19 protein-coding genes and 1 pseudogene are annotated in these 22,749 nt (G+C 61.8%); 11 read left to right on the top strand and 9 right to left on the bottom strand.

From position 1 onward, the window contains the following. Positions 1–125 precede the first annotated feature (125 nt). Positions 126–1,943 (top strand): glutamine--fructose-6-phosphate transaminase (isomerizing), encoded by a 1,818-nt coding sequence (gene glmS, locus ACFSNN_RS08320; protein ID WP_134465410.1) that lies wholly within the window; start codon positions 126–128, stop codon positions 1,941–1,943. 43 nt (positions 1,944–1,986) lie between these two features. Further along, positions 1,987–3,636: a glucosamine inositolphosphorylceramide transferase family protein gene (locus ACFSNN_RS08325; RefSeq protein WP_134465409.1), complete on the top strand. Its 1,650-nt coding sequence runs from the start codon at positions 1,987–1,989 to the stop codon at positions 3,634–3,636. A 149-nt stretch (positions 3,637–3,785) separates the two neighbouring features. Here ACFSNN_RS08325 and ACFSNN_RS08330 read toward each other — a convergent pair whose 3' ends face one another. Then, complete coding sequence (locus tag ACFSNN_RS08330) at positions 3,786–4,019, bottom strand: hypothetical protein (RefSeq protein ID WP_134465408.1); 234 nt, start codon at positions 4,017–4,019, stop codon at positions 3,786–3,788. Between the two features lie 503 nt (positions 4,020–4,522). On the opposite strand from ACFSNN_RS08330, the gene ACFSNN_RS08335 reads away from it, so the two are divergent. Next, positions 4,523–4,690, top strand: a complete 168-nt coding sequence (locus tag ACFSNN_RS08335) for a hypothetical protein (protein WP_166799392.1) — start codon at positions 4,523–4,525, stop codon at positions 4,688–4,690. Positions 4,691–4,733: 43 nt separating this feature from the next. Here the strand turns inward: ACFSNN_RS08335 and ACFSNN_RS08340 are convergent, their stop codons facing one another. Next, the gene (locus ACFSNN_RS08340) at positions 4,734–5,960 is read right to left on the bottom strand and encodes a GDSL-type esterase/lipase family protein (protein ID WP_134465407.1); all 1,227 of its coding nucleotides are present in this window, start codon (positions 5,958–5,960) and stop codon (positions 4,734–4,736) included. 389 nt (positions 5,961–6,349) lie between these two features. On the opposite strand from ACFSNN_RS08340, the gene ACFSNN_RS08345 reads away from it, so the two are divergent. Continuing rightward, on the top strand, positions 6,350–9,415 hold the full coding sequence (locus ACFSNN_RS08345) for an acetoacetate--CoA ligase (RefSeq protein WP_134465406.1): 3,066 nt from the start codon (positions 6,350–6,352) through the stop codon (positions 9,413–9,415). Between the two features lie 28 nt (positions 9,416–9,443). On the opposite strand, the gene ACFSNN_RS08350 is transcribed toward ACFSNN_RS08345, so the two are convergent. The 3 genes from ACFSNN_RS08350 to ACFSNN_RS08360 all read right to left on the bottom strand — a co-directional run bounded on the left by ACFSNN_RS08350 (position 9,444) and on the right by ACFSNN_RS08360 (position 11,314). Continuing rightward, positions 9,444–9,761, bottom strand: coding sequence for a hypothetical protein (locus ACFSNN_RS08350; RefSeq protein ID WP_134465405.1), 318 nt, complete (start codon positions 9,759–9,761; stop codon positions 9,444–9,446). A 143-nt stretch (positions 9,762–9,904) separates the two neighbouring features. Beyond that, a complete protein-coding gene (locus ACFSNN_RS08355) occupies positions 9,905–10,528 on the bottom strand; it encodes a glycoside hydrolase family 25 protein (protein WP_134465404.1) in 624 nt (207 codons plus the stop codon). A 657-nt stretch (positions 10,529–11,185) separates the two neighbouring features. Then, positions 11,186–11,314 (bottom strand): hypothetical protein, encoded by a 129-nt coding sequence (locus ACFSNN_RS08360; RefSeq protein ID WP_377689965.1) that lies wholly within the window; start codon positions 11,312–11,314, stop codon positions 11,186–11,188. Positions 11,315–11,587: 273 nt separating this feature from the next. Between ACFSNN_RS08360 and ACFSNN_RS08365 the strand changes: the two genes are divergently transcribed. Continuing rightward, complete coding sequence (locus ACFSNN_RS08365) at positions 11,588–12,808, top strand: hypothetical protein (RefSeq protein WP_377689963.1); 1,221 nt, start codon at positions 11,588–11,590, stop codon at positions 12,806–12,808. Between the two features lie 89 nt (positions 12,809–12,897). Continuing rightward, the gene (locus tag ACFSNN_RS08370) at positions 12,898–14,016 is read left to right on the top strand and encodes an FAD-dependent monooxygenase (RefSeq protein ID WP_208949605.1); all 1,119 of its coding nucleotides are present in this window, start codon (positions 12,898–12,900) and stop codon (positions 14,014–14,016) included. Here the strand turns inward: ACFSNN_RS08370 and ACFSNN_RS08375 are convergent. From ACFSNN_RS08375 to ACFSNN_RS08385, 3 genes are read right to left on the bottom strand one after another with little or no spacing between them, the layout of a single operon-like run. Beyond that, positions 13,953–14,465 (bottom strand): universal stress protein, encoded by a 513-nt coding sequence (locus ACFSNN_RS08375; protein WP_134465401.1) that lies wholly within the window; start codon positions 14,463–14,465, stop codon positions 13,953–13,955. The genes ACFSNN_RS08370 and ACFSNN_RS08375 overlap by 64 nt on opposite strands. Before the next feature lie 37 nt (positions 14,466–14,502). Continuing rightward, positions 14,503–14,724: a hypothetical protein gene (locus ACFSNN_RS08380; RefSeq protein WP_134465400.1), complete on the bottom strand. Its 222-nt coding sequence runs from the start codon at positions 14,722–14,724 to the stop codon at positions 14,503–14,505. A 1-nt stretch (position 14,725) separates the two neighbouring features. Then, entirely contained in the window at positions 14,726–16,216 is a 1,491-nt protein-coding gene (locus ACFSNN_RS08385; protein WP_134465399.1) for a mannitol dehydrogenase family protein, read from the bottom strand. Positions 16,217–16,446: 230 nt separating this feature from the next. Here ACFSNN_RS08385 and manD point away from each other — a divergent pair, with 230 nt between their 5' ends. The 5 genes from manD (at position 16,447) to ACFSNN_RS08410 (ending at position 22,507) form a co-directional block, all read left to right on the top strand. After that, positions 16,447–17,655: a D-mannonate dehydratase ManD gene (gene manD / locus ACFSNN_RS08390; RefSeq protein WP_134465398.1), complete on the top strand. Its 1,209-nt coding sequence runs from the start codon at positions 16,447–16,449 to the stop codon at positions 17,653–17,655. A gap of 47 nt (positions 17,656–17,702) precedes the next feature. After that, positions 17,703–19,100 carry an MFS transporter gene (locus ACFSNN_RS08395; protein ID WP_244323025.1) on the top strand — a complete coding sequence of 466 codons (1,398 nt, stop codon included), beginning with the start codon at positions 17,703–17,705 and terminating at the stop codon, positions 19,098–19,100. A 31-nt stretch (positions 19,101–19,131) separates the two neighbouring features. Next, a complete protein-coding gene (locus ACFSNN_RS08400) occupies positions 19,132–20,178 on the top strand; it encodes an L-idonate 5-dehydrogenase (protein ID WP_134465397.1) in 1,047 nt (348 codons plus the stop codon). 108 nt (positions 20,179–20,286) lie between these two features. Next, positions 20,287–21,579 carry an MFS transporter gene (locus ACFSNN_RS08405; RefSeq protein WP_134465396.1) on the top strand — a complete coding sequence of 431 codons (1,293 nt, stop codon included), beginning with the start codon at positions 20,287–20,289 and terminating at the stop codon, positions 21,577–21,579. Positions 21,580–21,673: 94 nt separating this feature from the next. Continuing rightward, positions 21,674–22,507, top strand: a complete 834-nt coding sequence (locus tag ACFSNN_RS08410) for a GntR family transcriptional regulator (protein WP_134465395.1) — start codon at positions 21,674–21,676, stop codon at positions 22,505–22,507. Between the two features lie 127 nt (positions 22,508–22,634). Here ACFSNN_RS08410 and ACFSNN_RS08415 read toward each other — a convergent pair. Further along, positions 22,635–22,749: pseudogene (locus tag ACFSNN_RS08415) on the bottom strand (phosphorylase); the annotation flags it as partial.

Consider the following 22,749-nt stretch of genomic DNA (forward strand, 5'->3'; position numbering starts at 1 on the left):
CCTATAAAGAAGAAGGATGTGCGAAGCAACGCACTGCTTTAGCGCAACAGAAGACGCTTTATGAAGTCCACGCGATATTCCAACACGGTTGAGTCGCGCAACGGACTAAACCATCGGAGGGGAATATGTGTGGAATCGTGGCTGGGATTGCGGAGCGCAACGTCGTTCCGGTATTGCTCGAAGGCTTGCGGCGGCTGGAATACCGCGGCTACGACTCCTGCGGCGTGGCCGTGCTGCGGGACGGCGCGCCGCACCGCGTGCGCAGTCTGACGCGCGTTCGCTCTCTGGATCGCGAGGTTCGCGAGATGGGCCTCGAAGGCTGGACAGGCATCGCGCACACGCGCTGGGCGACGCACGGCGCGCCGGCGACCCAGAACGCGCATCCCATCTTCTCGCAGAACGAGATCGCGATCGTTCACAACGGCATCATCGAAAACTTCGAGGCGCTGAAAATCACCCTGAGCGGCGCGGGCTATGAATTCGCGAGCCAGACCGACACCGAAGTGATCGCCCATCTGATTCACAGTTACTACCAGGGCGATCTGGCGGAAGCCGTGCGTCGCGCCGTGAGCGAGCTGCGTGGCGCCTATGCCATCGCGGTCTTCTGCAAATCCGAGCCGGAGCGAGTGGTGGGTGCGCGGTATGGCTCGCCGCTTGTGATCGGAATAAACGGCAAGGAATCGTTTCTTGCGTCGGACCCGCTTGCGCTTTCCGATGTCACCGACCGGTTCATCTTTCTGCAGGACGGCGACATTGCCGATCTGTCGCACAACGGCACGCGGGTCATGAACCGCGACGGCCAGCCGGTCGTGCGCGAGGCGCGCACTTTGGTGCATCCGCCCACCGAGGCGGCGCTCGGGCCGTACCGTCATTTCATGCAGAAGGAAATTTTCGAGCAGCCGCTGGCTGTGTCGAAAACGTTCCCTCGCAACAGCGCGTTCGACGCCACGCTCTTCGGCGCCACCGACCCGCAGGCGTTCGCGCAGATCGACCGCATCCTGCTGCTCGGCTGCGGCACGAGCCACTATTCCGCGTTGACCGCCAAGGCGTGGTTCGAGTCGATCGCGAAGATTCCGACGCAGGTCGAGATTTCCAGCGAATACCGCTACCGCGAAACGATCCCGGGCAAGAACACGCTCGTGGTGCCGATTTCGCAATCGGGCGAGACCGCCGACACGCTCGGCGCCCTGATGCATGCGCAATCGCTCGGGCAGGACCACACGCTGGCGATCTGCAACGTGGCGACGAGCGCGATCGTGCGGCAGTCGCGCTGGTCGTTCATCACGCAAGCCGGTCCCGAGATCGGTGTCGCGTCGACCAAGGCATTTACCACGCAACTCGTGGCGCTGTTCGTTCTCGCGGTGACGCTCGGCCGCGCACGCGGCTACGTGGATGCACAGCAGGAAGCGACCTACCGCTCGCAGCTATCGGGCCTCTCCACGGCGTTGCAGGGCGTGCTGGCGCGCGAGCCGCAGATCATCGCGTGGGCGCACGAGATCGCGCGCACGGACAGCGCGATTTTCCTCGGCCGCGGATCGCACTTCCCGATTGCGCTGGAAGGCGCGTTGAAGCTCAAGGAGATTTCGTACATTCACGCCGAAGGTTATCCCGCCGGCGAACTGAAGCACGGACCGCTTGCGCTCGTGACCGATGCGATGCCGGTCGTGGTGACCGCACCGAACGACGGCTTGCTGGAGAAGCTGAAGTCGAACATTCAGGAGGTTCGCGCCCGCAGGGGCCAAGTGTACGTCTTCGCCGACGCCGATGCGAATCTGTCGAACGAGGAAGGGCTGCGCGTCATTCAGATGCCCGAATACTACGGGCCGTTGTCGCCGATTCTGCACGTGCTGCCTTTGCAATTGCTTGCGTATCACACGGCGTGCACGCGCGGGACCGACGTCGACAAGCCGCGCAATCTCGCGAAATCGGTGACGGTGGAATGAAGCGCGGGGCAGGTTGCATATCGATCCATTAAGACAATCAGCGATGAACACGATAAAGGTTGGGGTTCTCGTCGACGACGTTGCGTTGCCGGCCTGGGTGAATCACATGCTCGGACTGATTGCCGCCGAGCAGGGGATGGAGATCGCCCTGGTCGTCAAATATGCGTACCAACGGCGGCCGGCGAGGAAAACCGCTTCGCCGGCCGGTCCGTGGCCCTTGTCGCTGTGGATGGCGCTCGACAAGCGGCTCGTCAAGGTTGGACACGACGCGTTCAGGACCGAGTCCCTGGCCTCGGCGCTGGCAGAAGTGCCGACCCTGAATGTCGAGGTGGAGAGCAAGGAATGCGGGGATCATTTCGATCCTCGCGACCTCGCGAAAATCGCCGCGCATGGCATCACCGTATTCCTGCGGCTAGGCCCGTTGCGGCCGTGCGGCGAGATCTTCGATACGGCTTCTTGCGGCATCTGGTCGTATCGGCATGGCGATGAAGTCGTCGAACGTGATGGACCCGTCGGCGTGTGGGACATTCTTCTGGACCGCACAACGACGGCGTCCGCCTTGCAGTTTCAGACCCGGGCAGGCGAACGCCCGCACACGCTGCAAAGATCATGGTCGATGACTTATCCGGTGTCGATTCACAGGAATCGCAGCCACTGCTACTGGAAGACGCTTTCGTTCGCGCCGCGAAAGTTGCGCGAATTGAGGGAGATCGGCGAAGACAAGTTCAGGCTGAAATACACGCAGGCTGATGCGCCGCCGGTGTTCTATTCCGGAGAGAAAGTCGCCGAGCCGACCAGCGGCGCGTACGGCAAATTCATTGGCCAGTTGATGGCGAGAACTGTCGCAAAGAAGGCAAGCGGGCTGCGCAAGTTCGAACAGTGGATGCTGCTGTATCACTTCGGCGAGAACGATCATCTCCCTGAGCGTCTTTTCGAATTCAAGCAACTGCTGCCGCCCAAGGACCGCTTCTGGGCAGACCCGTTCGTGGTCGAAAGAAATGGCGAGTATGCGGTCTTTATCGAAGAACTCGAATACTCGAAGAACAGGGGGCATCTCTCGGTTATCCGTTTCGATGCAAACGACCAGCCGATCCTGCCTCCCGTGAAAATTCTGGAGCGGCCTTATCACCTGTCTTATCCATTCATGCTGGAGGAGGACGGCGAACTGTATATGATTCCGGAGACCAACGAGAGCAAGGCCATCGAGCTTTATCGGTGCACGCGCTTCCCGGATCAGTGGGAACACGTCATGAACCTGATGGATGACGTGATGGCCGTGGACACGACGATCTGGCGTCACGACGGCAAGTATTGGCTGTTCGCCTGCATGCGGGAAAACGAGCACGCACCGCTGTCCGACGAGTTGTTTCTGTTCTGGTCGGATACGCTGTTGAGCAAGGACTGGCATCCGCATCCCTGCAACCCGATCGTGTCGGATATCAGAACTGCTCGACCCGCGGGGAGCATCTTCGAGCATCGTGGGCAGTGGTATCGGCCCGCGCAGGACTGCAGTGGTAAATACGGGCGCGCGTTGTCGTTTCAGCGTATCGACACTATCGACGAGACTGCCTATAAGGAAACGCCGGCGAGCCGGATCGAAGCAAACTGGGACGCGAGCATAGATCGCGTGCACACGTTCAATCGAGTGGGCCGATTGACCCTTATCGACGGGATGAAAAAGCGCGGTAAATAGCGAATCACTGCTGTATCCGGCGCAACGCGCTCGTAGCGGCGAGTCATCAAGCAAAGTCACAGACTTAACACAGCATATCCCGCATACGGAAACATTAAAGCGACAGCCCCGCATTACGCCGGGGCTGTTTTAATTCGCGTCCGTCTATCTCACGGTGTTCTCTTTCTTCCGGGCGGCCCGTGAATCTCGGGCTGGTCTGCGTGACCGTTATCGGCATTTCCATAACGCCGTTCGTTCGCGGCACGCCGCTTCTGCTTGCTGGCGAGCGGTTTTCCGTATTCCTCGCGCTCTCTTAGTGCACCGTTGCGAACCAGTAGCCAAAGCAGGACTACGACGGTGACCCATACGGAAACGATGACAACAATTGTGGTTGATGTGAACATGGCGAGCCTGCATATTGGAATTGATTTATAGGCGTGAACGGCGGTAAAGCGTTCGATCCAGGCGACTCAACCTGGTGCCTCAAATTTACTGATTACCACTTTGGTCCCCCCGTTTTGATGTATTTGGTGCCGATGTTGAGGCTAAAGGCGAGCCCTTTCTGCGGCAAGGCGCACACAGAAATCAAACTGCTCGGGAATGCACGGACAATAAACAACCCCGCGAATGGCGGTGCGCCGGGAGTGGCGAATGCCGCCGTGGGTATACTCGTAAGAATGCAATTCATGCTGCGGCTCGGCGAGTACCGGCATCCGATATATCCCGCAGGGACGCCAGGCCGGACGCGCATGGCTTGCTAACAACTTAATGGAGCGTTATAGGAGAGTGCAAGGTTTAGCCGGCTAACCGGGTGTGGCGGAGCATGCAGCCTTGCAAATCGCGGCCACGCCCGTGGGAATGATAAAGTGCGCATCGATCCCCGCTTCCCTTAACTCACGGAGGACATATGACACTTTTGAGCATCGTCGGGACGGTTGTTTTCGTCGCGATTGTCTTGCTCTCGCTGTTGGCGGTGATGGATGTCCTGCTATTCACGTCCGATAAAAAGAAAATGATGAAGTCCGGTGCCGGAGCGCGAAAACTGGGCGGACGTCGGAGATGCCTGCGTAAATGAGGCGCCTGCGTGAGCCCCTGCGTGAGCGCCTGCGCAGCCGTTCTCAGGGTGCCTGGACGGGCGGCCCGGCTGTGAGCGCGTCCAGATCCATCGCGTCGGCGATGGCTTGCAAGCCCGCCTCGTTCGGATGGAGGTCGTCGCCGCTGTTATAAGCCGGCAGCAACACAGCGGGATTGGCGGGGTCGCTGACGGCCTTCGCCTGGTCGAGTACCGCGTCGCAGCCGCTTGTCGTCGAACTCAGGATGAAGGCGTTAATGTCTTGCCGCGCTGCTTCGACGGGTCCCGTTGCCGCAAACGGCGTCAGCGTAGAGCAGATCACCTTGATGTTGGCACGATGCGCGCGCTCGATGAGCTGTCGCAATGCACCGATCAACCGGGCAGCCGTGGACGGTTTGTCGGTGTTCAGATCGTTGATTGCATCGTCCGAGATGACCACCCAATTCGCGCCCGATTGCTGAAGCGCGTCGCGACCAAAGCGTTTGAGACCGGCCTGTCCGGCGTTATTGGTAAAGAAGTCATTTCCGCTGATGCCCTGATTGAGCACGCCCACCGTCATGCCGGCCTGTTGCAGCCGTATTGCGAGGCGATTGGGCCAGCGACGGTTTCCATTCACAGTCGACTTGAGGCCGTCGGTTATCGAGGCGCCAAACGTGACCACCGCCCCGGTCGCGGCCGGGTTCATCACGTCGAGGTTCGTCAGGAAATAGTAGGACTGGCCGCCCGGGGAGAATGTGTTCCCGCCGGTGAAGGCCGGGTCGGCGGCAACGTCTCCAGCGGCGATATAGATGTCTTGCAGGCCGTCGACGTGGCCGGTCGAGCGCGGCGCCGTCCGCACGGGTAGATAGAGGCTGATGGCGACATCGGCGAGCGGCGGAACCTCGAATGCGACCGGGTCGCTCACGACCGAAGCGCCCACGGGGATCGTCACGTTCGGCTGTCCGCCGAAGGTGACAGCGCGGTCGCTGCCGGGCACCGTTTGCTGACCTTGCGCGCAGCGGGCGATTCGCGCTTCGCCGATTACGAGCGGCTCGGAGCCGAAAAGGTTCGAGAGACGGATTCGCGCCGATGTCCCGCCGATGCTGGTGCGCACTATCTGCCGCAACGTCTGGTTATTGAAGCCGTCATCGTCGGTGATGGAGGGCGAAGCCGACCACGTGCCTATCCAGGGCGCGGACGTCTCGGCGCCTTGCACGCGATTGCTGGCGGTGCCCGGCAGCACGATAGAGATGACGAGGGCCGCTTTGAGAAGCGCCGGAATCCATCGGTTCACGCCTTTTTCCTTGTGGAAGGCCGAGCTTCGGTGAGTGCGATGACAGTTGCAGACGCATCGCACAATGTTCTTCGTCTGTCGATTTAAACGGTCTTTGCCTATGCGTTCGGTACGGTAGATAACACTCTGGCGGACGGCGAGCGAATTCAGATTGCTCGCCCGCAACGAGCCTGTGGTCGAAAGTACATGCGCGGGACGCTGCACGTCGACGCATGTAATTTTGTGTGAGGTCGCACATAGCATCGTTGTCTCGCGCAGTAATCTGTTTGCGAGGGAAGAGTGCCCAAGGTCGGATAAGAGGCATTGTCGGAATGCGACTGTTCGCCGGCGCCCGCCGGCCGACAGGCAGATAACTACATATAACGCTTTATTCCACAACTGGTGGCGGGATGAATCACGAGAATTTCGTCGGGGCCAGCATGCGCATGTATGCGCGCGAACCCGTATTTCAGAATTTGCCGGAACACGTCGCCGGCTCACGCATGTCACGCTTTACCGCGGCGCTGGAAAACTTCACCGGTGAGCGTTTCGCGGATTATCCAGAACTTCATGCTTATTCGACGCGCGAATTTCGCCGGTTCTGGCAGTGCTTTCTGCAATGGACGGAGGGAATGGAATGGGGCGGCAAAGCCGAACCGGCCTGCGTCGGCGACGAATGCGAGACCGCTTCCTTCTTTCCGAACGTCGAGCTGAATTACGCCCAAAGCGTTCTTGGAACGAAGATCGCGCCGGACGAGTCGCCGGCACTCACCGCGCGTTATGCCGATGGCCGCCGCGAAACAATGACGCGCGGCGAACTGCGCGAGCGCGTCACGCGCCTTGCCCGTTCGCTCGACGAGCTCGGTCTGCGTCCGGGCGACCGCGTGGTCGCGATAATGCGCAACGACGCGCACGCAATCATCGCCGCGCTCGCGGTCACGGCGCTGGGCGCGACGCTCTCCACCGCGGCGCCCGAAACCGGCGTGCAGGCGATCCTCGACCGCTTCGAGCCGCTCGAGCCGCGCATGCTGTTCGCGCACACGACGCAGCGCTCATTCGATACGGCCGGCTCGATCGCTTCGCACGTCGCCGCCGTGGCCGCCGCTTTGCCGACGCTCACGCATGTCGTCTGCCTGGATGAAACGCCGCTGCCGAGCACGGTGAGCCAGCCTCAGCATTCGCTGCGCGATCTCGTCGTTCAGGGTGACGCCGCGCGCTTCGAATGGCGGCGCTTTCCGTTCAATCATCCGCTTTTCATCATGTTCTCGTCGGGCACGACGGGAAAACCCAAGTGCATCGTGCACGGTGCCGGCGGCACCTTGCTCGAACATCTGAAAGAGCATCAGTTGCACAGTGACCTGGGTCCTGGCGACAAGCTGTACTTTCACACGAGCTGCTCGTGGATGATGTGGAACTGGCAGTTGTCGGCGTTGGCTTCGGGCGTCGAGATCGTCACCTACGACGGACCGGTTTCGGAAGTCGACACGCTTTGGCGGCTGGTCGCCGATGAGCGCGTGACCGTGTTCGGCACGAGTCCCGCCTATCTGAAGATGTGCGAGGACGCGGGCCTGAAACCCGGCGAACAGTTCGGGCTGCAGGCGCTGCGCGCGATGATGTCGACGGGTGCCGTGCTGTACGACTCGCAGTTCGAATGGGTACGCGCCTACGTCAAGCCGCTGCAGCTTCAGTCGATTTCCGGCGGCACCGATATCATCGGCTGCTTCGTGCTGGGCAATCCAAATCTGCCGGTCTATGCGGGCGAAGCACAGTGCAGGAGTCTGGGCCTCGACGTTCAGGCGTGGAACGAGGGCGCGCCCACCTCCACGACCGGCGAGCTGGTTTGCGTCAATCCGTTTCCGTCGCGCCCGCTCGGCTTCTTCGGCGACGCGGACGGCTCGCGCTTTCACGCCGCTTATTTCAAGGCGAATCCAGGCGTGTGGACGCACGGCGACATCATTGAGTTTTCGGCGCAGGGGTCGGCGCGTCTGCACGGACGCAGCGATGGCGTGCTGAATGTGCGCGGCATCAACGTGAGCCCCGGCGAGATCTACCGCATTGTCAGCACGATTAGCGAGATCAATCAGTCGATGGTCGTCGCGCAGACCACCCATGACGCGAGCGGATCGGGCCAGCGCGTCGTGCTGCTGCTCGTGTTGCGACGGGGCGCGAAGATGAGCGCCGCGCTCGCTTCGCGCGTACGGCGTGAACTGATGCTGCAGGGTTCGGCGGCGCTCGTGCCGGACGTGATCGCCGAAGTCGAAGCGCTGCCCGTCACGCACAACGGCAAGGCTTCGGAGGCGGCCGCGCGCGATGCCGTGAACGGCTTGCCGGTGCGCAACCTGTCGTCGCTGGCGAACCCCGGATGCGTCGAGAAGATCAGCGCGCATCCCGCGCTCGCCCGCACGCGTCGCGAGTTGCCGGAACCCGGTGAATCGGCCGAGCAGGTCGAAGTCTATCTATGCGCGCTCTGGGAGCAGCTTTTCAGCTTCTCGCCGGTCAGTCGCGACGACAACTTCTTCGAACTCGGCGGCCATTCGCTGCTCGCCGCGCAGATGCTCGCCGAAATACGGCTGGCAACAGGCCGAACGCTGCCGCTTGCCACGCTCATCATCGCGCCGACCATTGCGCGGCTCGCGACCGTCATCACGGGCGAGCGCACCCAGGACGCGCATCCGAACGTCGTGCCGATGCGCGCGGGGCGCGGAAGGCCTGTGTTCATGCTTCATAGCATCACGGGTTCGGTGATGGAGTGCCTGACGCTGGCCGGCGCGCTAGCGAGCGAGCGGCCTGTGTACGGCCTGCAGGCGCGCGGGCTCGACGGCGACGAGGAGCCGCAGCGCTGCGTCGAGGAAATGGCGAAAGTCTATGTCCGGCAGATGCGCGCGGTGCAGCCGCGCGGTCCATATGCGCTGGTGGGCTATTCGTTTGGCGGCCTGGTCGCGTTCGAAATGGCGCAGCAACTTGTCGCGGCGGGCGAAAAGATCGAGTTGTTGTGTCTGCTCGATACTTACGTGGACGAACGCTATTTGCCGCTGCATGAGTGGCTGTCCTTCCAGTACGAAGTCATGGCGGAGCGCGTGCGTGCATTCCGCGCACTGTCCGCGCGCGGTCGCATGGCCTACATGAAGGACAGAGTGTTCGGCGCCGCTGACCGGATTCGCATGCGGCTCGGCAGAATGGCGGCCAGGCCGGCAGCCGATACGCAGGGGCTGCCGCCGGTACTGCGGCAGGTGCGCGAGTCGATGCGCGTCGCGATGGCGACGTATCGCCCGCGCCGCTATCTTGGCAGTCCGATCGTCTATGTGCGCGCGTCCGGCAGGGAGGGCGGGCAAGGCGATCCACTGCCGGCATGGCAGCGCGTCGCAAGCAGCGGGCTGCTGGTGAAGACCATCGACGGCGCCCATACGGATCTCGTCGTGGAGCCGAACCTGGCAATGGTGGCCGATACGCTCGCGCGCAGGCTGGCCGGTGCATAGCGAGCCGAAGGGCAGCCGGCGGTGGGCCTCAATCCGGCGGTAATAGCCGTAATTTCAGGCGAAAAGGACCATCGGCGCCCTCGGCCATCGTGTCGGCGGACAGCGCCAGCACATATCGCCCGGAACCCGGCAGCGCGACGACGGGTGGCAGGAAGGGGCCATCCGAGTCGCCATCCGGATGGGTCAACACCATATGCGCGGGCGGCCCGGAGAACGACCATTCCAGACGCATGCCTGAGCGAGCGGAGAAGGCAAAGCCGACGCTATCCGCGTTGTGACGAAGCTGGCCACTGACCACGATAGCGTCGGCGCTTGCGCCGACCGGCACGATGATCTCGATCGGCACGGACCGAACTGCTGGTCCGCAAGTCGACGGACAACCGGTGCCGGCCGGCGTGTGGTCCGCGCAGGCACCAGTCGCGCAAGTCAGCAGTGTCCACAGCACCACGCGAACAATCGGCATTTGAGCGTACCCGTGCATAGGCGCGCTCATGTGCCCCAGAAGGAGCGCAGTTCGTCCTCGTCGCCGTTGAAGATGTCGCGGTCGAACCGGCCAACGCCAGGTATTTCCGTAGGCGGCGGCCCGAGTGCGCCGTCGGTGTATTGCCACAGCGTCCAGCGGGTCCAGTTCGGCGGCACCACGGCTGTGGGTCCGTACTGCGCGAGCCAGAACCAGCAGTTGGATAGCACCGTGTCGGTGCCTGTGCCGAGTAGCTGCTTGATATCGTGTCCCGAATAGAATCCCGGATAGCGGCCGGTGGCTGACGCGACATGCGTGACGAACGCGCGCGCTTCCTCGAGGCTCATGCTGGGTCCCGTCGGATTCGATTCGAAATCGAGCGCGATCAGTGTGTTGGATACGTCGCCGACAGCGTCGAGGAAACTGACGGCCTGCTGCACTCCATCGCTGTCCGTGCCGAAATGATAGGCGCCCCAGAGCAAGCCTTGCTGCTGTGCGCTTGCGCGATGACTGGCATACGTCGGATCCACACCTGTTACGCCCTGTGTTGCTTTGTGAATGACGCCGACTATGCCTGCCGCCTTCAGCGCGGAGAAGTCGACGTTGGCGTTGTGGTGGGATATATCGACGACAACGTTCGAACCGGTTGGCATAAGTGTCCTCGCTCGATTGACTGGTTTCGAAATGCGACGCGCGTCGATAGACCTGACATCGATCAGCAACGATATCGAGGCCCGGTTCGGGAGCGCTCACAGCTATCGCGGCTCGAAAGACGAGCCGCTTGCTGCAAGCGATTGGGTGTCTCGCGCATCACGTCAATGCGCCGATCACACGCGGAGTGTTGATTTCAACGTTGCGGTCGAAGGAGGGGTGCTCGAGTTTCAGGAAGCGCCCGGTTTGCCGCACGTTGCGTTGAGTCTGGAACCTGCAAGAAAACAATAAGCGCTGCGTAAAGGTCCGAAACATGAATCTTCAACGCTGTGTGTGTTAGCTCACATTCTTTCTCCGCCACCTCAAGTTGGACTGGAACATTTTCTATTCCTATTGAAATGCCCGATACATCGTTCGTCCAATGAATGCGCTCGAGCTGCTCGCGGTGAGAACGGCTTCGCCATGCTTGCGTGTCCAATCTTCTCCAGTACTATCCCGCCACGGATTCGCCTTCAGAAGACCAAAACATCGATCTGCGGAGCGCAGGGACCGCATAACCTCGGGGCACAGCCGGCCTGCTGGCCGTGGTGGAGGACATGATGAACGACGATCAGGAGAGCGGACAGGCGACCAGTGATACCACGCGTCAGTGCTGGCTATTACGGCGCGCGCTTAAAGCGAAGATTGTCGAGGCGGAGCGGTTGATCTCGCAGGCGTTCGAAGGCGGTATCGAGATCGACCCCGCGGATATAGCCGTCGTCAGACGCGCGCGTCACGCCATCTGGCATTTCACCGGCTCCGAAGCACTTGAAGTCGCGCTCGACCGAACGCTGATGCGGCTCGTGAAGCAGGTACGATATCCCAATGCGCAAGTGGCTGAAGACCTGCGTCGCGCTGACGAACTCGCGTCATACGCCGCCTTTTCCGGGCATAACCTTACGCCCGGCGATATCGCTGTTTTCTCGCGAGCCAGAGCCGCGCAGAAACAGGGGACGTGGGACGCGGATGTCGAGTCGGCCTTTTACCCGGCCGTCGACCGCCTGGCGAGCAGCACATTACCCGTGGTCGCGGAAACGGCCGGCGGCGAAGCAAGACGCGGCGCGCGTCGGGCGATCCGGATCTACACGTGGTCCGCCGTCGTCCTGACTGTCGCCGTCGTGTCGCTTTCCTGCCTGCTTTTCACGGTCAATCAGGTTTCCGACGACGTGTTGCATACCGTTCAGCTCAACGACGCCGGCTCGATGGCGCTGCATAATCAACTGGTGAGTTACGGCGAAAACATCGTGGTGTCGAAGCAGAAGACCGACCGTGAACTACGCGCGCTGCTGGGGTCTGCCTACCAGGAAACGTTCGAATCGGGAAACAATACACCCGAAGTCATCGAGGCAACAGAGAAGGCGAACAACGAACTCTATGCGCTGAGCAATTCGCAGCCTGCCTTGCAGATCAAAGAGAACCTGCAACAGTTCGCGACCAACAACAGGCAGCTATTCAACGACGTGCATCGCATCCGGTTGATCGGAAAGCTGCTGAATCTGTCCGTGACTAACCGGTACACGGATCGTGATCCTGACTGTCCCGAAACCGCGCCGAAAGCGGTGCTGCTTCCTGTCAATGCGGCCTCGTCTCCGGCAGGGTTGGATTGGATCTGCGACCAGAAGCGGATTCGCGACAGTCTGGAAATCAAGGTGCCGATGCTGCAGCCGGTCATCAACCAAGGGCAAGACAAAGGCAAGGAGAACGACTTCTCGGTCCATCCGGAGGGCGTCATCATGGATGGCTTCGTCAAGATCGCGGCCTATCAGGACATCCGGGCAATGGCGCTGTATGGGCGCGAGATCATCCTTTCTTTTGTCGGCGCGCTGACCGGTTTTGTTCTTCCCGTGGTTTATGCATGGCTGGGCGCGTGCGCGGCGATCCTGCGGAAGATCAAGATCGATTGTGAAACGAGCCGCTTTCATCCCGAGTACTCGAAGGTGGCGAATCGTTCGCATGTCACGTGCGCCATCATTGTCGGGATAGCGATCGGCTTGTTCAGCGATCTCGTTCAGGGCGGCAAGAACATTTCTCCTTTAGGGGTCGCTTTCGTGGCCGGATATGCATCGGATAAGTTTTTCTATTTCGTGGACCGGTTGGTCGATGTGATCTTTCCTTCTCGACAACCGGGCAGCGCGCCGGTTGCTAACGATGAACGCAGTACCGCAGCGAGCGTGACTCATTCGGGGTTGCCGGTGGGCGGCGGTGTGTTCGCGGAGCAGGTTGACAAGCCGAAGTTCACCTAGTCGCGCAGCCATTGCGTCGCAATTGCGAGCCGCCGGATATACCATTGCAGCATCAACGTTAAACCAAGGTGCTGATAATGAATGGAAGCGTGTTGATTTCCGGTGCCGGCGTCACCGGTCTCGCATTGGCATACTGGCTGGATCGCGCGGGTTTTACCACCACCCTGATCGAACAGGCCCCGGCATTTCGCCGGGGCGGTCAAGCCGTCGACATTCGCGGCGTCGCGCTCGACGTCGTCGAGAAGATGGGATTGCTCGACAGTGCGCGTGCGTTGCGAACCCGCCTGAAGGGCATGTCGATGCTCGATGCCGCCGGCAACGAAACAGAGCGCACCGAAGAGCGCACCTTCAGCGCTGGAAGGCTCGACAGCGACGACATCGAAATTTTCCGCGATGACCTGTGCGAGCTTCTCATGGGCGCGATGAGCCAACGCGTCGAGTTCGTCTACAACGACAGCATCCGTGCGATCGACAATCAAAGCGACGGCGTGATGGCGACGTTCGCGAGCGGCGTGGAGCGGAAATTCGATCTGCTGATCGGCACCGACGGCGTCTACTCGAACGTCCGCAAACAGTGTTTCAACGACGAGCCCACATTCGTTCATCCATTGGGCGTAGTCCTCGCCCTTTTTTCAACGCCGAACCTGATCAATCTGATCGATTGGCAACTTGGTCACCGGGAGGAGGGCGTCGGCTACGTGATCTATCCGAGCCGTGACCAGAGCGAACTCCGGATTGGCGTGGGCTTCGCGGCCCCGGAAACCGCCGTGTCCCGAAGCGACACGGAAGCGCAAAAGCAGCTTGTGGCTGGCCAGTGCGCTCACCTGAAGGGCGAATTCCCCCTCTTCATCGACGCAATGAAGACGACCGATCAGTTCTACTACAACGAGCTCGCGCAGATCCGTATGCCGTCCTGGTCCAAGGGCCGCGTCGTGCTTGCCGGTGATGCAGCACATTGCGCGTCGCCTTTCTCGGGGCAAGGCACGAGCCTTGGACTCGTCGGTGCTTTCGTGCTGGCTTGCGAACTGGTTCGGCACGGGGATGATCGGCGGCAGGCGTTTGCCGCATACGAACATCGTATGCGGCCTTATGTGGATATAAATCAGGCTCTCGTCGATCTCACTCGCGAGGGCCCGATGCCGGATCACTTATTGACGGAAGCCAAGAACGGTATCGACCTCAGCGACTTGTTGAGAGAGGCGGTATAGCGTTCGGGGCGCGGCTGTGCCGCGATCTGGACCGGTCTGCCGGAACAGCGCGCGACTTCCGCTGCCACGTCTTCATTCAACCAGTTCCACCAGGACGAATTCCGTTCGCCGAGAAGAATCAGGTCGGCCCCTGTCTCGTCGGCAACGGAAGCGATCGCGCGCCCAATCGTCATTCCGGATATCGGCAACGTCACCATGCGGACTTCGGCTGAACGCGCTTGCTCGTCCAGCACGTCCATGATGTGGGCGACCACCTGGCGGCCATGCTGCTCCATCGACTCGACAATCAGGTCGACGTAACAGTCGGCGGCGCCAATGAAACAGGGTGTGGGATCGACTACGTGAAGCGCGACGATTTGGGCATCGTACTTTCGTGCGGTTTCGATTGCAGATGCCAGGATAGTATCGGCGGGACGTGCACTGACTGCGACGAGTATCTTCGTGAACATTCTGGGTACCTCTCTCTCAAATGGCCGGGTAAGGTCATCATGAGCTCGCAGAATGAGCGCTGAATGAGCAGCGGTAGATCAGATCGTTTTCGGCGCCGGGTTCAATAACTCTCCGCTTATTGCTTGAGCGCTTGCCGGGATTTACCCCGTATTCCATGCATTCTTTGATCGCGGCAACCGCCTCGACCGTGCGGCGGCGCGCCGAGAATGAAGCGGTGATCCGCTGGCCGACTCGATCGCCCTTGGTCGGCGATCTCATGTCATTGCAACGCGGCGATGGCGCCCCGTGCGCCCTTTTCACGAAGCAACCGCAATGCGCGCAGAAGCGCTTCTCTGAACTCGATAAGTGCGGCCAGATCCGCCGGAAACACTTCGCGCACCGACAGCAACGCGTCCATCAGCGCCTGCGGTTCGTCATGCGCGGATATGGCGAGCGCGTGCAAGCTGCTCGCCAGCGGATCGCTGATTTCATAACGCGTGCCGTCGTCTGCGTGACCCCGCAAAAACATTATCCAGGCCGCTACCGCCAGCGCGAGACGCGTGAACGACTGACCCGCGTCGATCCGCGCCGCAATCGTGGCGAGCAGACGCGGCGGAATCTTCTGGCTGCCGTCCATCGCGATCTGCGAGCAGCGATGTTTCAGCGCCGGATTCGCGTAACGCTCGAGCAAAGCGTCCCGATACGCGGACAGGTCGAATGACGCCGGCATGGTCAGCGTCGGCGCGATTTCTTCCGTCATCATTGCGTGGATGAGATTGCGCATGGCAGGGTAAGAGATCGCCGCGTCGATCGTCTCGAAGCCGCCGAGCATCGACAGATAGGCTAGCGTCGAGTGCGTGCCGTTCAGCATGCGAAGCTTCGCCAGTTCGAAGGGCGTCACGTCGTCGACGAGTTGCGCGCCGACAGCGTCCCATGCGGGGCGTCCCGCGGGGAAACGGTCTTCTATGACCCATTGCCGGAACGGCTCGCACGGCACCGGCGCGGCATCCTGATAGACGATCGCGTGGGCCACGGTGACGCGTTCGGCGTGGGTGGTGGCCGGCACGATACGGTCGACCATCGTCGATGGAAATGCAACGTGGGCGGCGATCCAGTCAGCCAGCGCGGGATCGAGTTGCCGTGCGAACGAACAGACCACCTGGCGCAATGCGGCGCCGTTATGGGAAAGGTTGTCGCACGAAAGCACCGTGAACGGCTGACCGCGCGCATCGTCGCGCCGCTGGCGCAATGCTGCGACGAGGATGCCCGGCACCGTGCGCGGTTCGAACGGGCAAGCCAGATCGTGTGCAACGGCGGAATTGTCCAGCGCGACCTCGCCGGTTCTAGGGTCACGGCAGTAGCCTTTTTCAGTGACGGTCAACGAGACGATCCGTACCGCCGGATCCGCAAGACGCGCGAATAGGGCGGCCTGATCGTGCGGCATGGCCAGCACCTCACGCAGCGCACGCACGACCGTCACCTTGGCGCCGTGCGGCCCGCGTTCAACCACGCTATAGAGGCCTTGCTGCTCCATCAGCGCATCGCGCTTGCCGACATCGCCTTGCAGCGTGACGCCGCAAATGCCCCAGTCGCCGCCCGCGGCAAGCATGGCCTCTTCCGTATAGAGGGCCTGGTGCGCACGATGGAAGTTGCCGATCCCCAGATGAACGATGCCGATGCGCGGCTCCCGCCATTGCGGTGACAGCAGATGCGTTTGCAGCGTGGGCAGTGCTTGACGGACGAGGCGAGGCAAGGTGGCGGCAGAGATCATGTCATGAGATCCAGATGGCGGAAAAAGGCTCCGGGACGACGCCGTTCAGCGGGAAAACCCTGATTTGACGTTTCACTATACTTGTATGGTAGCATCGTTCAAACGATTTGAGACCAGTCGAGGCGTGCGATTTTCCACCTCGACCGGCACCCGAAAACCAGCATGAAAAACAGCCTGTCGCATGCCGCCGTTCCACGCGGTTCGTGACTTGCCTTTGCAAGGAAGATGTCATGAAGATCGTTCGCGCCGACGTGATCGTCACGTGCCCGGGCCGCAATTTCGTCACATTGAAAATCGTCACGGACGAAGGCGTACACGGCATTGGAGATGCAACGCTGAACGGCCGCGAACTCGCGGTCGCCTCGTACCTGAAAGATCACGTGTGCCCGTTGCTGATTGGGCGCGATCCCGGCCGTATCGAAGACACCTGGCAATACCTTTACAAGGGCGCGTACTGGCGCCGCGGTCCCGTCACGATGACGGCGATCGCCGCTGTCGATATGGCGCTGTGGGACATTCTCGGCAAAGTGACAGGCATGCCGCTGTACAAGCTGCTCGGCGGCGCTTCGCGAGAAAGCGTGATGGTGTACGGCCACGCCACCGGCCGCGACATTCCCGAAGCGCTCGACCGTTACGCGGAACACATCGAAGCCGGCTATCAGGCGATTCGCATTCAATGCGGCGTGCCGAATATGCGTTCGGTGTACGGCGTGTCGAAGGGCAGCGGCATGTACGAGCCGGCTACCAAGGGCGCGGTCGAGGAGCAGAGCTGGTCGTCGGAAAAGTATCTCGACTTCGTTCCGAAGCTCTTTGAAGCGGTGCGCGACAAGTTCGGCTTCGATACGCATTTGCTGCATGACGTCCACCACCGTTTGACGCCGATCGAAGCCGCGCGTCTCGGCAAATCGATCGAGCCGTATCGCCTGTTCTGGATGGAAGACCCCACGCCCGCGGAAAATCAGGCTGGCTTCCGGCTGATTCGCGAGCATACCGTCACGCCGATCGCGGTGGGCGAAGTCTTCAACAGCATCTGGGATTGCAAGCAGTTGATCGAAGAACAGTTGATCGACTATATCCGCGCCACCTTGACGCACGCGGGCGGCATTACGCATCTGCGGCGCATTGCGGATTTTGCTTCGCTCTACCAGGTGCGAACCGGTTGCCACGGACCGTCGGATCTGTCGCCGGTGTGCATGGGCGCAGCGCTGCACTTCGATCTGTGGGTGCCGAATTTCGGCGTGCAGGAATACATGGGATTTCCGCAGGAAGCGCTCGACGTATTCCCGCATGCATGGCGCTTCCAGCGCGGCATGATGCATCCGGGCGAAGCGCCGGGCCATGGCGTCGATATCGACGAAGCGGCGGCCGCGCGGTATCCCTACGACCCGGCGTATTTGCCGGTAGCGCGTCTCGAAGACGGGACGCTGTGGAACTGGTGAGCTGATCTCGCTCGACTGTTCCCGACTACAAAATCATGGAGACACGCGTGACCCCACCACGTCCGCAAGCCGCCGCGCCGGCCAGTACCGCCATGCTGCGCCGGGTGGCCTTCGCCTCGACCATCGGCACGGCGGCCGAGTACTACGATTTCTTCGTCTACGGCACGGCTGCCGTGCTGGTGTTCGGCCCGAAATTCTTCCCCTCGGCTGACCCGCTGATCGGCACGCTCGCCGCCTTCGCCACCTACGCGGTCGGATTTCTGGCGCGGCCGCTGGGCGGCATCGTGTTCGGTCATTTCGGCGATCGCGTCGGCCGCAAGAAAGCCCTGATCGTGACGATCCTGATCGTCGGTTTGGGCACGTTCGCTATCGGCCTGCTGCCGGACTATCAGTCGATCGGCATCTGGGCGCCGATCGCGCTGATCGTGATTCGCGTCTTGCAAGGCTTCGGCGTGGGCGGCGAGCAGGCGGGCGCCGTCCTGCTCACGGCGGAATACGCACCGCCTGCGCGGCGTGGCTTCTTCGCGAGCCTCGTGCAACTCGGCGCGCCAGCGGGCTTCCTGATTCCATCGGGGCTGTTCGCGCTGCTCGGTGCCACGTTGACGCAGGCGCAGTTGCTCGACTGGGGTTGGCGCGTTCCGTTTCTCGCGAGCGCGCTGCTGGTCGCCGTGGGTCTGTATATCCGCTTGCGCACCGAGGAGTCGCCGATCTTCGCGACGATCCAGCGCACCAAGGCAGTGGCTTCGCGCCCGGTGGTGGAAGTGGTGCGGCAGTTCGGCCCGACCATCGTCAAAGGTGTCGGCGCCAAATTGATCGAGGCCTGCGCCTTTGCGATGTACACGATGATCGTGCTCGCCTACGGCAAAGCACATGGCATCGCGCAAGGCATGTTGCTCGAAACGGTGATCGTCGCGGTCGCGCTCGAACTCGTGACGATTCCGCTTGCCGGTGCCCTGTCCGATCGCATTGGACGGCGAACGACCTTTATCGCGGGTGCGTTACTGCACGTGGCGCTCGTCGTGCCGTTTTTCATGGCGATCGATAGCGGCAATCGCGCGGCGATCCAGCTTGTGATGATTCTCGCCATCAGCGTCGGTCACAGTCTCTGCTATGCACCGCAAGCGGCACTGTTCCCCGAACTCTTTCCGGCGCGTGTGCGGTGCAGTGGTATCGCGCTGATCTGGCAGATCGGCTCGTTGCTCGGCAGCGGTGTACTCGGGCTGCTGGCCGTCAAACTGATTCAGCTCACGCATGGCAATTCGCTCGCATTGATCATCTACGTGGCGGTGCTTGGCATCGTGTCGGCGGTATCGCTCTTTGCCTTGCCGGAAACCGCGCCTCAGCGCCGCGATGGCGATCTCCATGATTGGGGTGGCGGTGAGCCGGTCGAGGTGCGTACGGCAGCGCGGGCGTCATCGTCTTCGTCTTCTCTCGCGCAGCCCTGAGTGCGCGACCTTTGTCATACCGGAGTCCTTCATGCTCGCAGCCGTGCTTCACGAACCCAAACTGATCCGCATCGACGAAGTCGATCCGCCCGAACCAGGTCCAGGCCAGGTGCGCGTGCGTGTACGCGCCGGCGGCATTTGCGGCTCCGATCTGTCGTACTACTTCAAAGGCAGGAGCGGCGATTTCGCCGTGCGCGAGCCGTTTGTGCTCGGACATGAGGTGGCGGGCGAGATCGACTCGCTCGGCGAGGGCGTGAGCGCGGAGCATCGGCTCACGCCGGGGCAGCGCGTTGCCGTGAATCCGGGGCTGGCCTGCGGGACCTGCCGTTTTTGCGTCGGGGGGATGCCGAATCATTGTCTGAACATGCGCTTCATGGGCAGTGCCTCCACGTTCCCGCATACGCAGGGCATGTTTCGTCAGTACATCGTCGTCGCGGCGCGGCAATGCGTGCCCGTGCCGGACGGCGTCGATTTCGCGCAGGCGTCGATGGCCGAGCCGCTCGCCGTTGCGTTGCATGCGGTGAAGCAGGCCGGATCGCTGGTCGGCGCGAGTGCGTTGCTGGTGGGTTGCGGGCCGATCGGTTGCATTCTGTTGAGCGTGGCGCGCCGGGCCGGAGCGCATCGCGTGGTCGCGTTGGATCTCTCGGATCGGGCGTTGCAGGTCGCGCGGCAACTCGGCGCGGATCAGACCGTCAACGCCGCGGACCGCGCCGCGATCGATCAATGGTCCGGGCAACGCGGCACGTTCGACGTGGTCATCGAGGCGTCGGGCAGTCCCGCCGGCCTCGATACGGCGCTGCATGCGGCGCGCGCGGGCGGCACGGTGATTCAGGTGGGCAACCTGCCGGCCGGCCAGTCGCCGGTGGCGGCGAATCTCGTGATGTCGAAAGAACTCCGCTATCAAGGCTCGTTCCGCTTTACCAGCGAATATGCCATCGCCGCCGATGAAATCGCCTCAGGCAAGGTCGATCTGCGGCCGCTGATGACGCATGCGTTCGCGATGAGCGAAGCAAACCATGCGTTCGAAGTGGCGCTCGACCGCTCGCAGTCGATGAAGGTGCATTTGAACTTCGACTGAACCTCCCCTGTTGCAGGGGCGTTGCGCCGGTGCGCGGCGCCTTCCGAAGCCAGGCAAGCTGGACCTATTCAAACGCCCGCCAAGAGGCGACCCCGATGGAGACACCTGATGATCAAGAGTCAACGCTGGTTTGTCGTCGCGCTGCTGTTTCTGGCGGGCGTGATCAACTACCTCGACCGAGCCGCGCTGTCGATCGCCGCACCGTTGATCCAGAAAGACCTGAACTTCTCGCATGCGCAAATGGGCATCGTGTTCAGCAGTTTTTTTATCGGCTATGCGCTGTTCAATTTTGTGGGTGGGGTGCTGTCCGACAAGGTCGGCGCGAAACGCGTATTCGGCACCGCGATGGGCGTGTGGTCGGTGTTTTGCGGCGCGACCGCGTTGGCGAGCGGCATCGGTTCGTTGATCGTGCTGCGCGTGCTGTTCGGCATGGGCGAAGGTCCGTTCAGTTCGTCGAACAGCAAGATGGTGAATAACTGGTTCCCGCGCAAAGAGGTGGCGAGCGCGATTGGCGTGATCAGTTCGGGCACACCGCTCGGCGGCGCACTGGCGGGTCCGGTGGTCGGCTTCATGGCAGTGCAGTTCGGCTGGCGCTGGGCCTTTGTCGCGATCATGCTGCTGGGACTTCTGTGGCTCGTCTTGTGGGCGGCGACGACGACCGAACACCCGCACCAGAATTCGCGCGTCACGCCTGACGAGATCGAACTCATCCGCGCCGGTCAGGCGGACGAACATGCGATCGCGCATTCGGCCACCGGCGAAAGGCTTGGCCTGCGGCACTTCCTGCGCAAGCCGATCATTCTCGCGACCGCGTTCGCTTTCTTCTCATACAACTACGTGCTGTTTTTCTTCCTATCGTGGTTCCCGACCTATCTGACCGAAGCGCATCACCTGAGCCTGCGCGACATGAGTTTCGCCACGGTGATTCCATGGCTGCTCGGCAGTATCGGACTCGCGGCCGGTGGCTTCATCTCGGACTTCATCTTGCGCCTGACGGGCAAGCCGCTGCTATCGCGCAAGCTCGTGCTCGGAAGCTGCCTCGGCGCGGCGGCGGTGTGTGTCGCGTTGGCGGGGCGCGTCGCCAGTACTCAGGGTGCGGTCGCGCTGATGTCGGTGTCGATCTTCTTCCTGTACGTGACGGGCGCGGTGTACTGGGCTGTGATTCAGGACACCGTGCCGCGAGAACACGTCGGCGGCGTAGGTGGTTTTGTGCACTTGCTGGCGAATCTGGCCGGCGTGATCGGGCCTGCCGTGACGGGCTTCATCGTTGAAGCGACGCACGGCAATTACGCTAGTGCGTTCGTGCTGGCCGGGGTGATTGCCGTGCTCGGCGCGGTGTGTTCGCTGGTGTGGATCCGCGAGCCGCGGGCGGGTGCGTTGAACATGGAGCGTGCATGGTAGTATGGTGCAGCACACTTTAGTTGATAGTCAGGCGGGTATTCATGTTCGTGCCGCCTCCCTCGCTAGCATTCGCTGTTTTTCGCTGCTTTGCCCGATGCCGACCAAGAAACTCCACGCCAACGCGTCTTCTTTTTCCTCCGATGCCACGCTCGTCGCACCCCGCGCACGACGCCGCGCGAGCGTGCAGGCCGGTGCGCGCGTCGAACTGCCGGATCTGACCGCCAGCGTCTCGTTCGACTCGCACGAGCCGATCGGCAAACAGATTTTCCGTGCGCTGCGTCAGGCGATTTTTGTCGGTCAACTGGTGCCGGGCACGCCGCTGTCCGAGAAGGAAGTGTCCGACATGTTTCAGGTGTCGCGACAACCGGTGCGGGAGGCGTTCATCAAGTTGGTCGAAGCGGGCGTGCTTCAGGTATTGCCGCAGCGTGGCACTTTCGTGAAGCGCATTTCGCCACGCCAGGTGCGGGAAGGGCGCTTCATTCGCGAAGCGATCGAGACGGCGGTGGTGAAGAAGGCCGCCGTGTCGATTTCCGACGAGCAGTTGCAGGCGCTGGCCGACACTCTTCGCGACCAGAAGATCGCGGCGAAAGCAAACGACACCGCCGCCTTCCTCGCGCTCGATGAAGCGTTTCATTACGCAATTGCCCAGGCGATTGATTGCACGGCGGCGTGGGAAACGATTCAGGACATCAAGGCGCAGATGGATCGAGTGCGCTACCTGAGCTTGCCCGACGTATCGCCGCTCGATCTGCTGATCAAGCAGCACGCGAAAATTCTGGCGGGCCTTCGCGCACACGACCCGAGCGCCGCCGAAGAGGCGATGCGCAACCATCTGCGCGAGATTCTGATGTCGCTTGGTCCGATTGCAGCGCGCAATCCGGCGTGGTTCGATGCAGACGAACCGGAGCGCGTGCCTTTGTCGACGTGACGCGATCCGTGAAGCGTTTCGCTCGTTGCAGCTGTTGCTCAAGGAAAGTGCCGCGGCGGACATACGTGCGTTTCTGAGTGCTGTTGTCGACAGCGTTTCCGCGAGGTGCGGATCCGGTGTGTACGCGTTATCGCAAAGCATTTACGGGCAGCGCGACCCGCTGCAGCGCGGCCATCGGCCCGAGCCGCTCGATCGCTTTCATCTGCGCCGCGTCGCGCACGAAGAACGATCCGGCGAACCCC

This window comes from Paraburkholderia dipogonis (assembly GCF_042680985.1).
Classification (GTDB): Bacteria; Pseudomonadota; Gammaproteobacteria; order Burkholderiales; family Burkholderiaceae; genus Paraburkholderia; species Paraburkholderia phytofirmans.

Coding starts and splice junctions, on each gene's coding strand:
- glmS (WP_134465410.1), top strand. CDS start 126: ATGTGTGGAATCGTGGCTGGGATTGCGGAGCGCAACGTCGTTCCGGTA.
- ACFSNN_RS08325 (WP_134465409.1), top strand. CDS start 1,987: ATGAACACGATAAAGGTTGGGGTTCTCGTCGACGACGTTGCGTTGCCG.
- ACFSNN_RS08330 (WP_134465408.1), bottom strand. CDS start 4,019: ATGTTCACATCAACCACAATTGTTGTCATCGTTTCCGTATGGGTCACC.
- ACFSNN_RS08335 (WP_166799392.1), top strand. CDS start 4,523: ATGACACTTTTGAGCATCGTCGGGACGGTTGTTTTCGTCGCGATTGTC.
- ACFSNN_RS08345 (WP_134465406.1), top strand. CDS start 6,350: ATGAATCACGAGAATTTCGTCGGGGCCAGCATGCGCATGTATGCGCGC.
- ACFSNN_RS08355 (WP_134465404.1), bottom strand. CDS start 10,528: ATGCCAACCGGTTCGAACGTTGTCGTCGATATATCCCACCACAACGCC.
- ACFSNN_RS08360 (WP_377689965.1), bottom strand. CDS start 11,314: ATGCCAGATGGCGTGACGCGCGCGTCTGACGACGGCTATATCCGCGGG.
- ACFSNN_RS08375 (WP_134465401.1), bottom strand. CDS start 14,465: ATGTTCACGAAGATACTCGTCGCAGTCAGTGCACGTCCCGCCGATACT.
- ACFSNN_RS08380 (WP_134465400.1), bottom strand. CDS start 14,724: ATGAGATCGCCGACCAAGGGCGATCGAGTCGGCCAGCGGATCACCGCT.
- ACFSNN_RS08385 (WP_134465399.1), bottom strand. CDS start 16,216: ATGATCTCTGCCGCCACCTTGCCTCGCCTCGTCCGTCAAGCACTGCCC.
- manD (WP_134465398.1), top strand. CDS start 16,447: ATGAAGATCGTTCGCGCCGACGTGATCGTCACGTGCCCGGGCCGCAAT.
- ACFSNN_RS08400 (WP_134465397.1), top strand. CDS start 19,132: ATGCTCGCAGCCGTGCTTCACGAACCCAAACTGATCCGCATCGACGAA.
- ACFSNN_RS08405 (WP_134465396.1), top strand. CDS start 20,287: ATGATCAAGAGTCAACGCTGGTTTGTCGTCGCGCTGCTGTTTCTGGCG.
- ACFSNN_RS08410 (WP_134465395.1), top strand. CDS start 21,674: ATGCCGACCAAGAAACTCCACGCCAACGCGTCTTCTTTTTCCTCCGAT.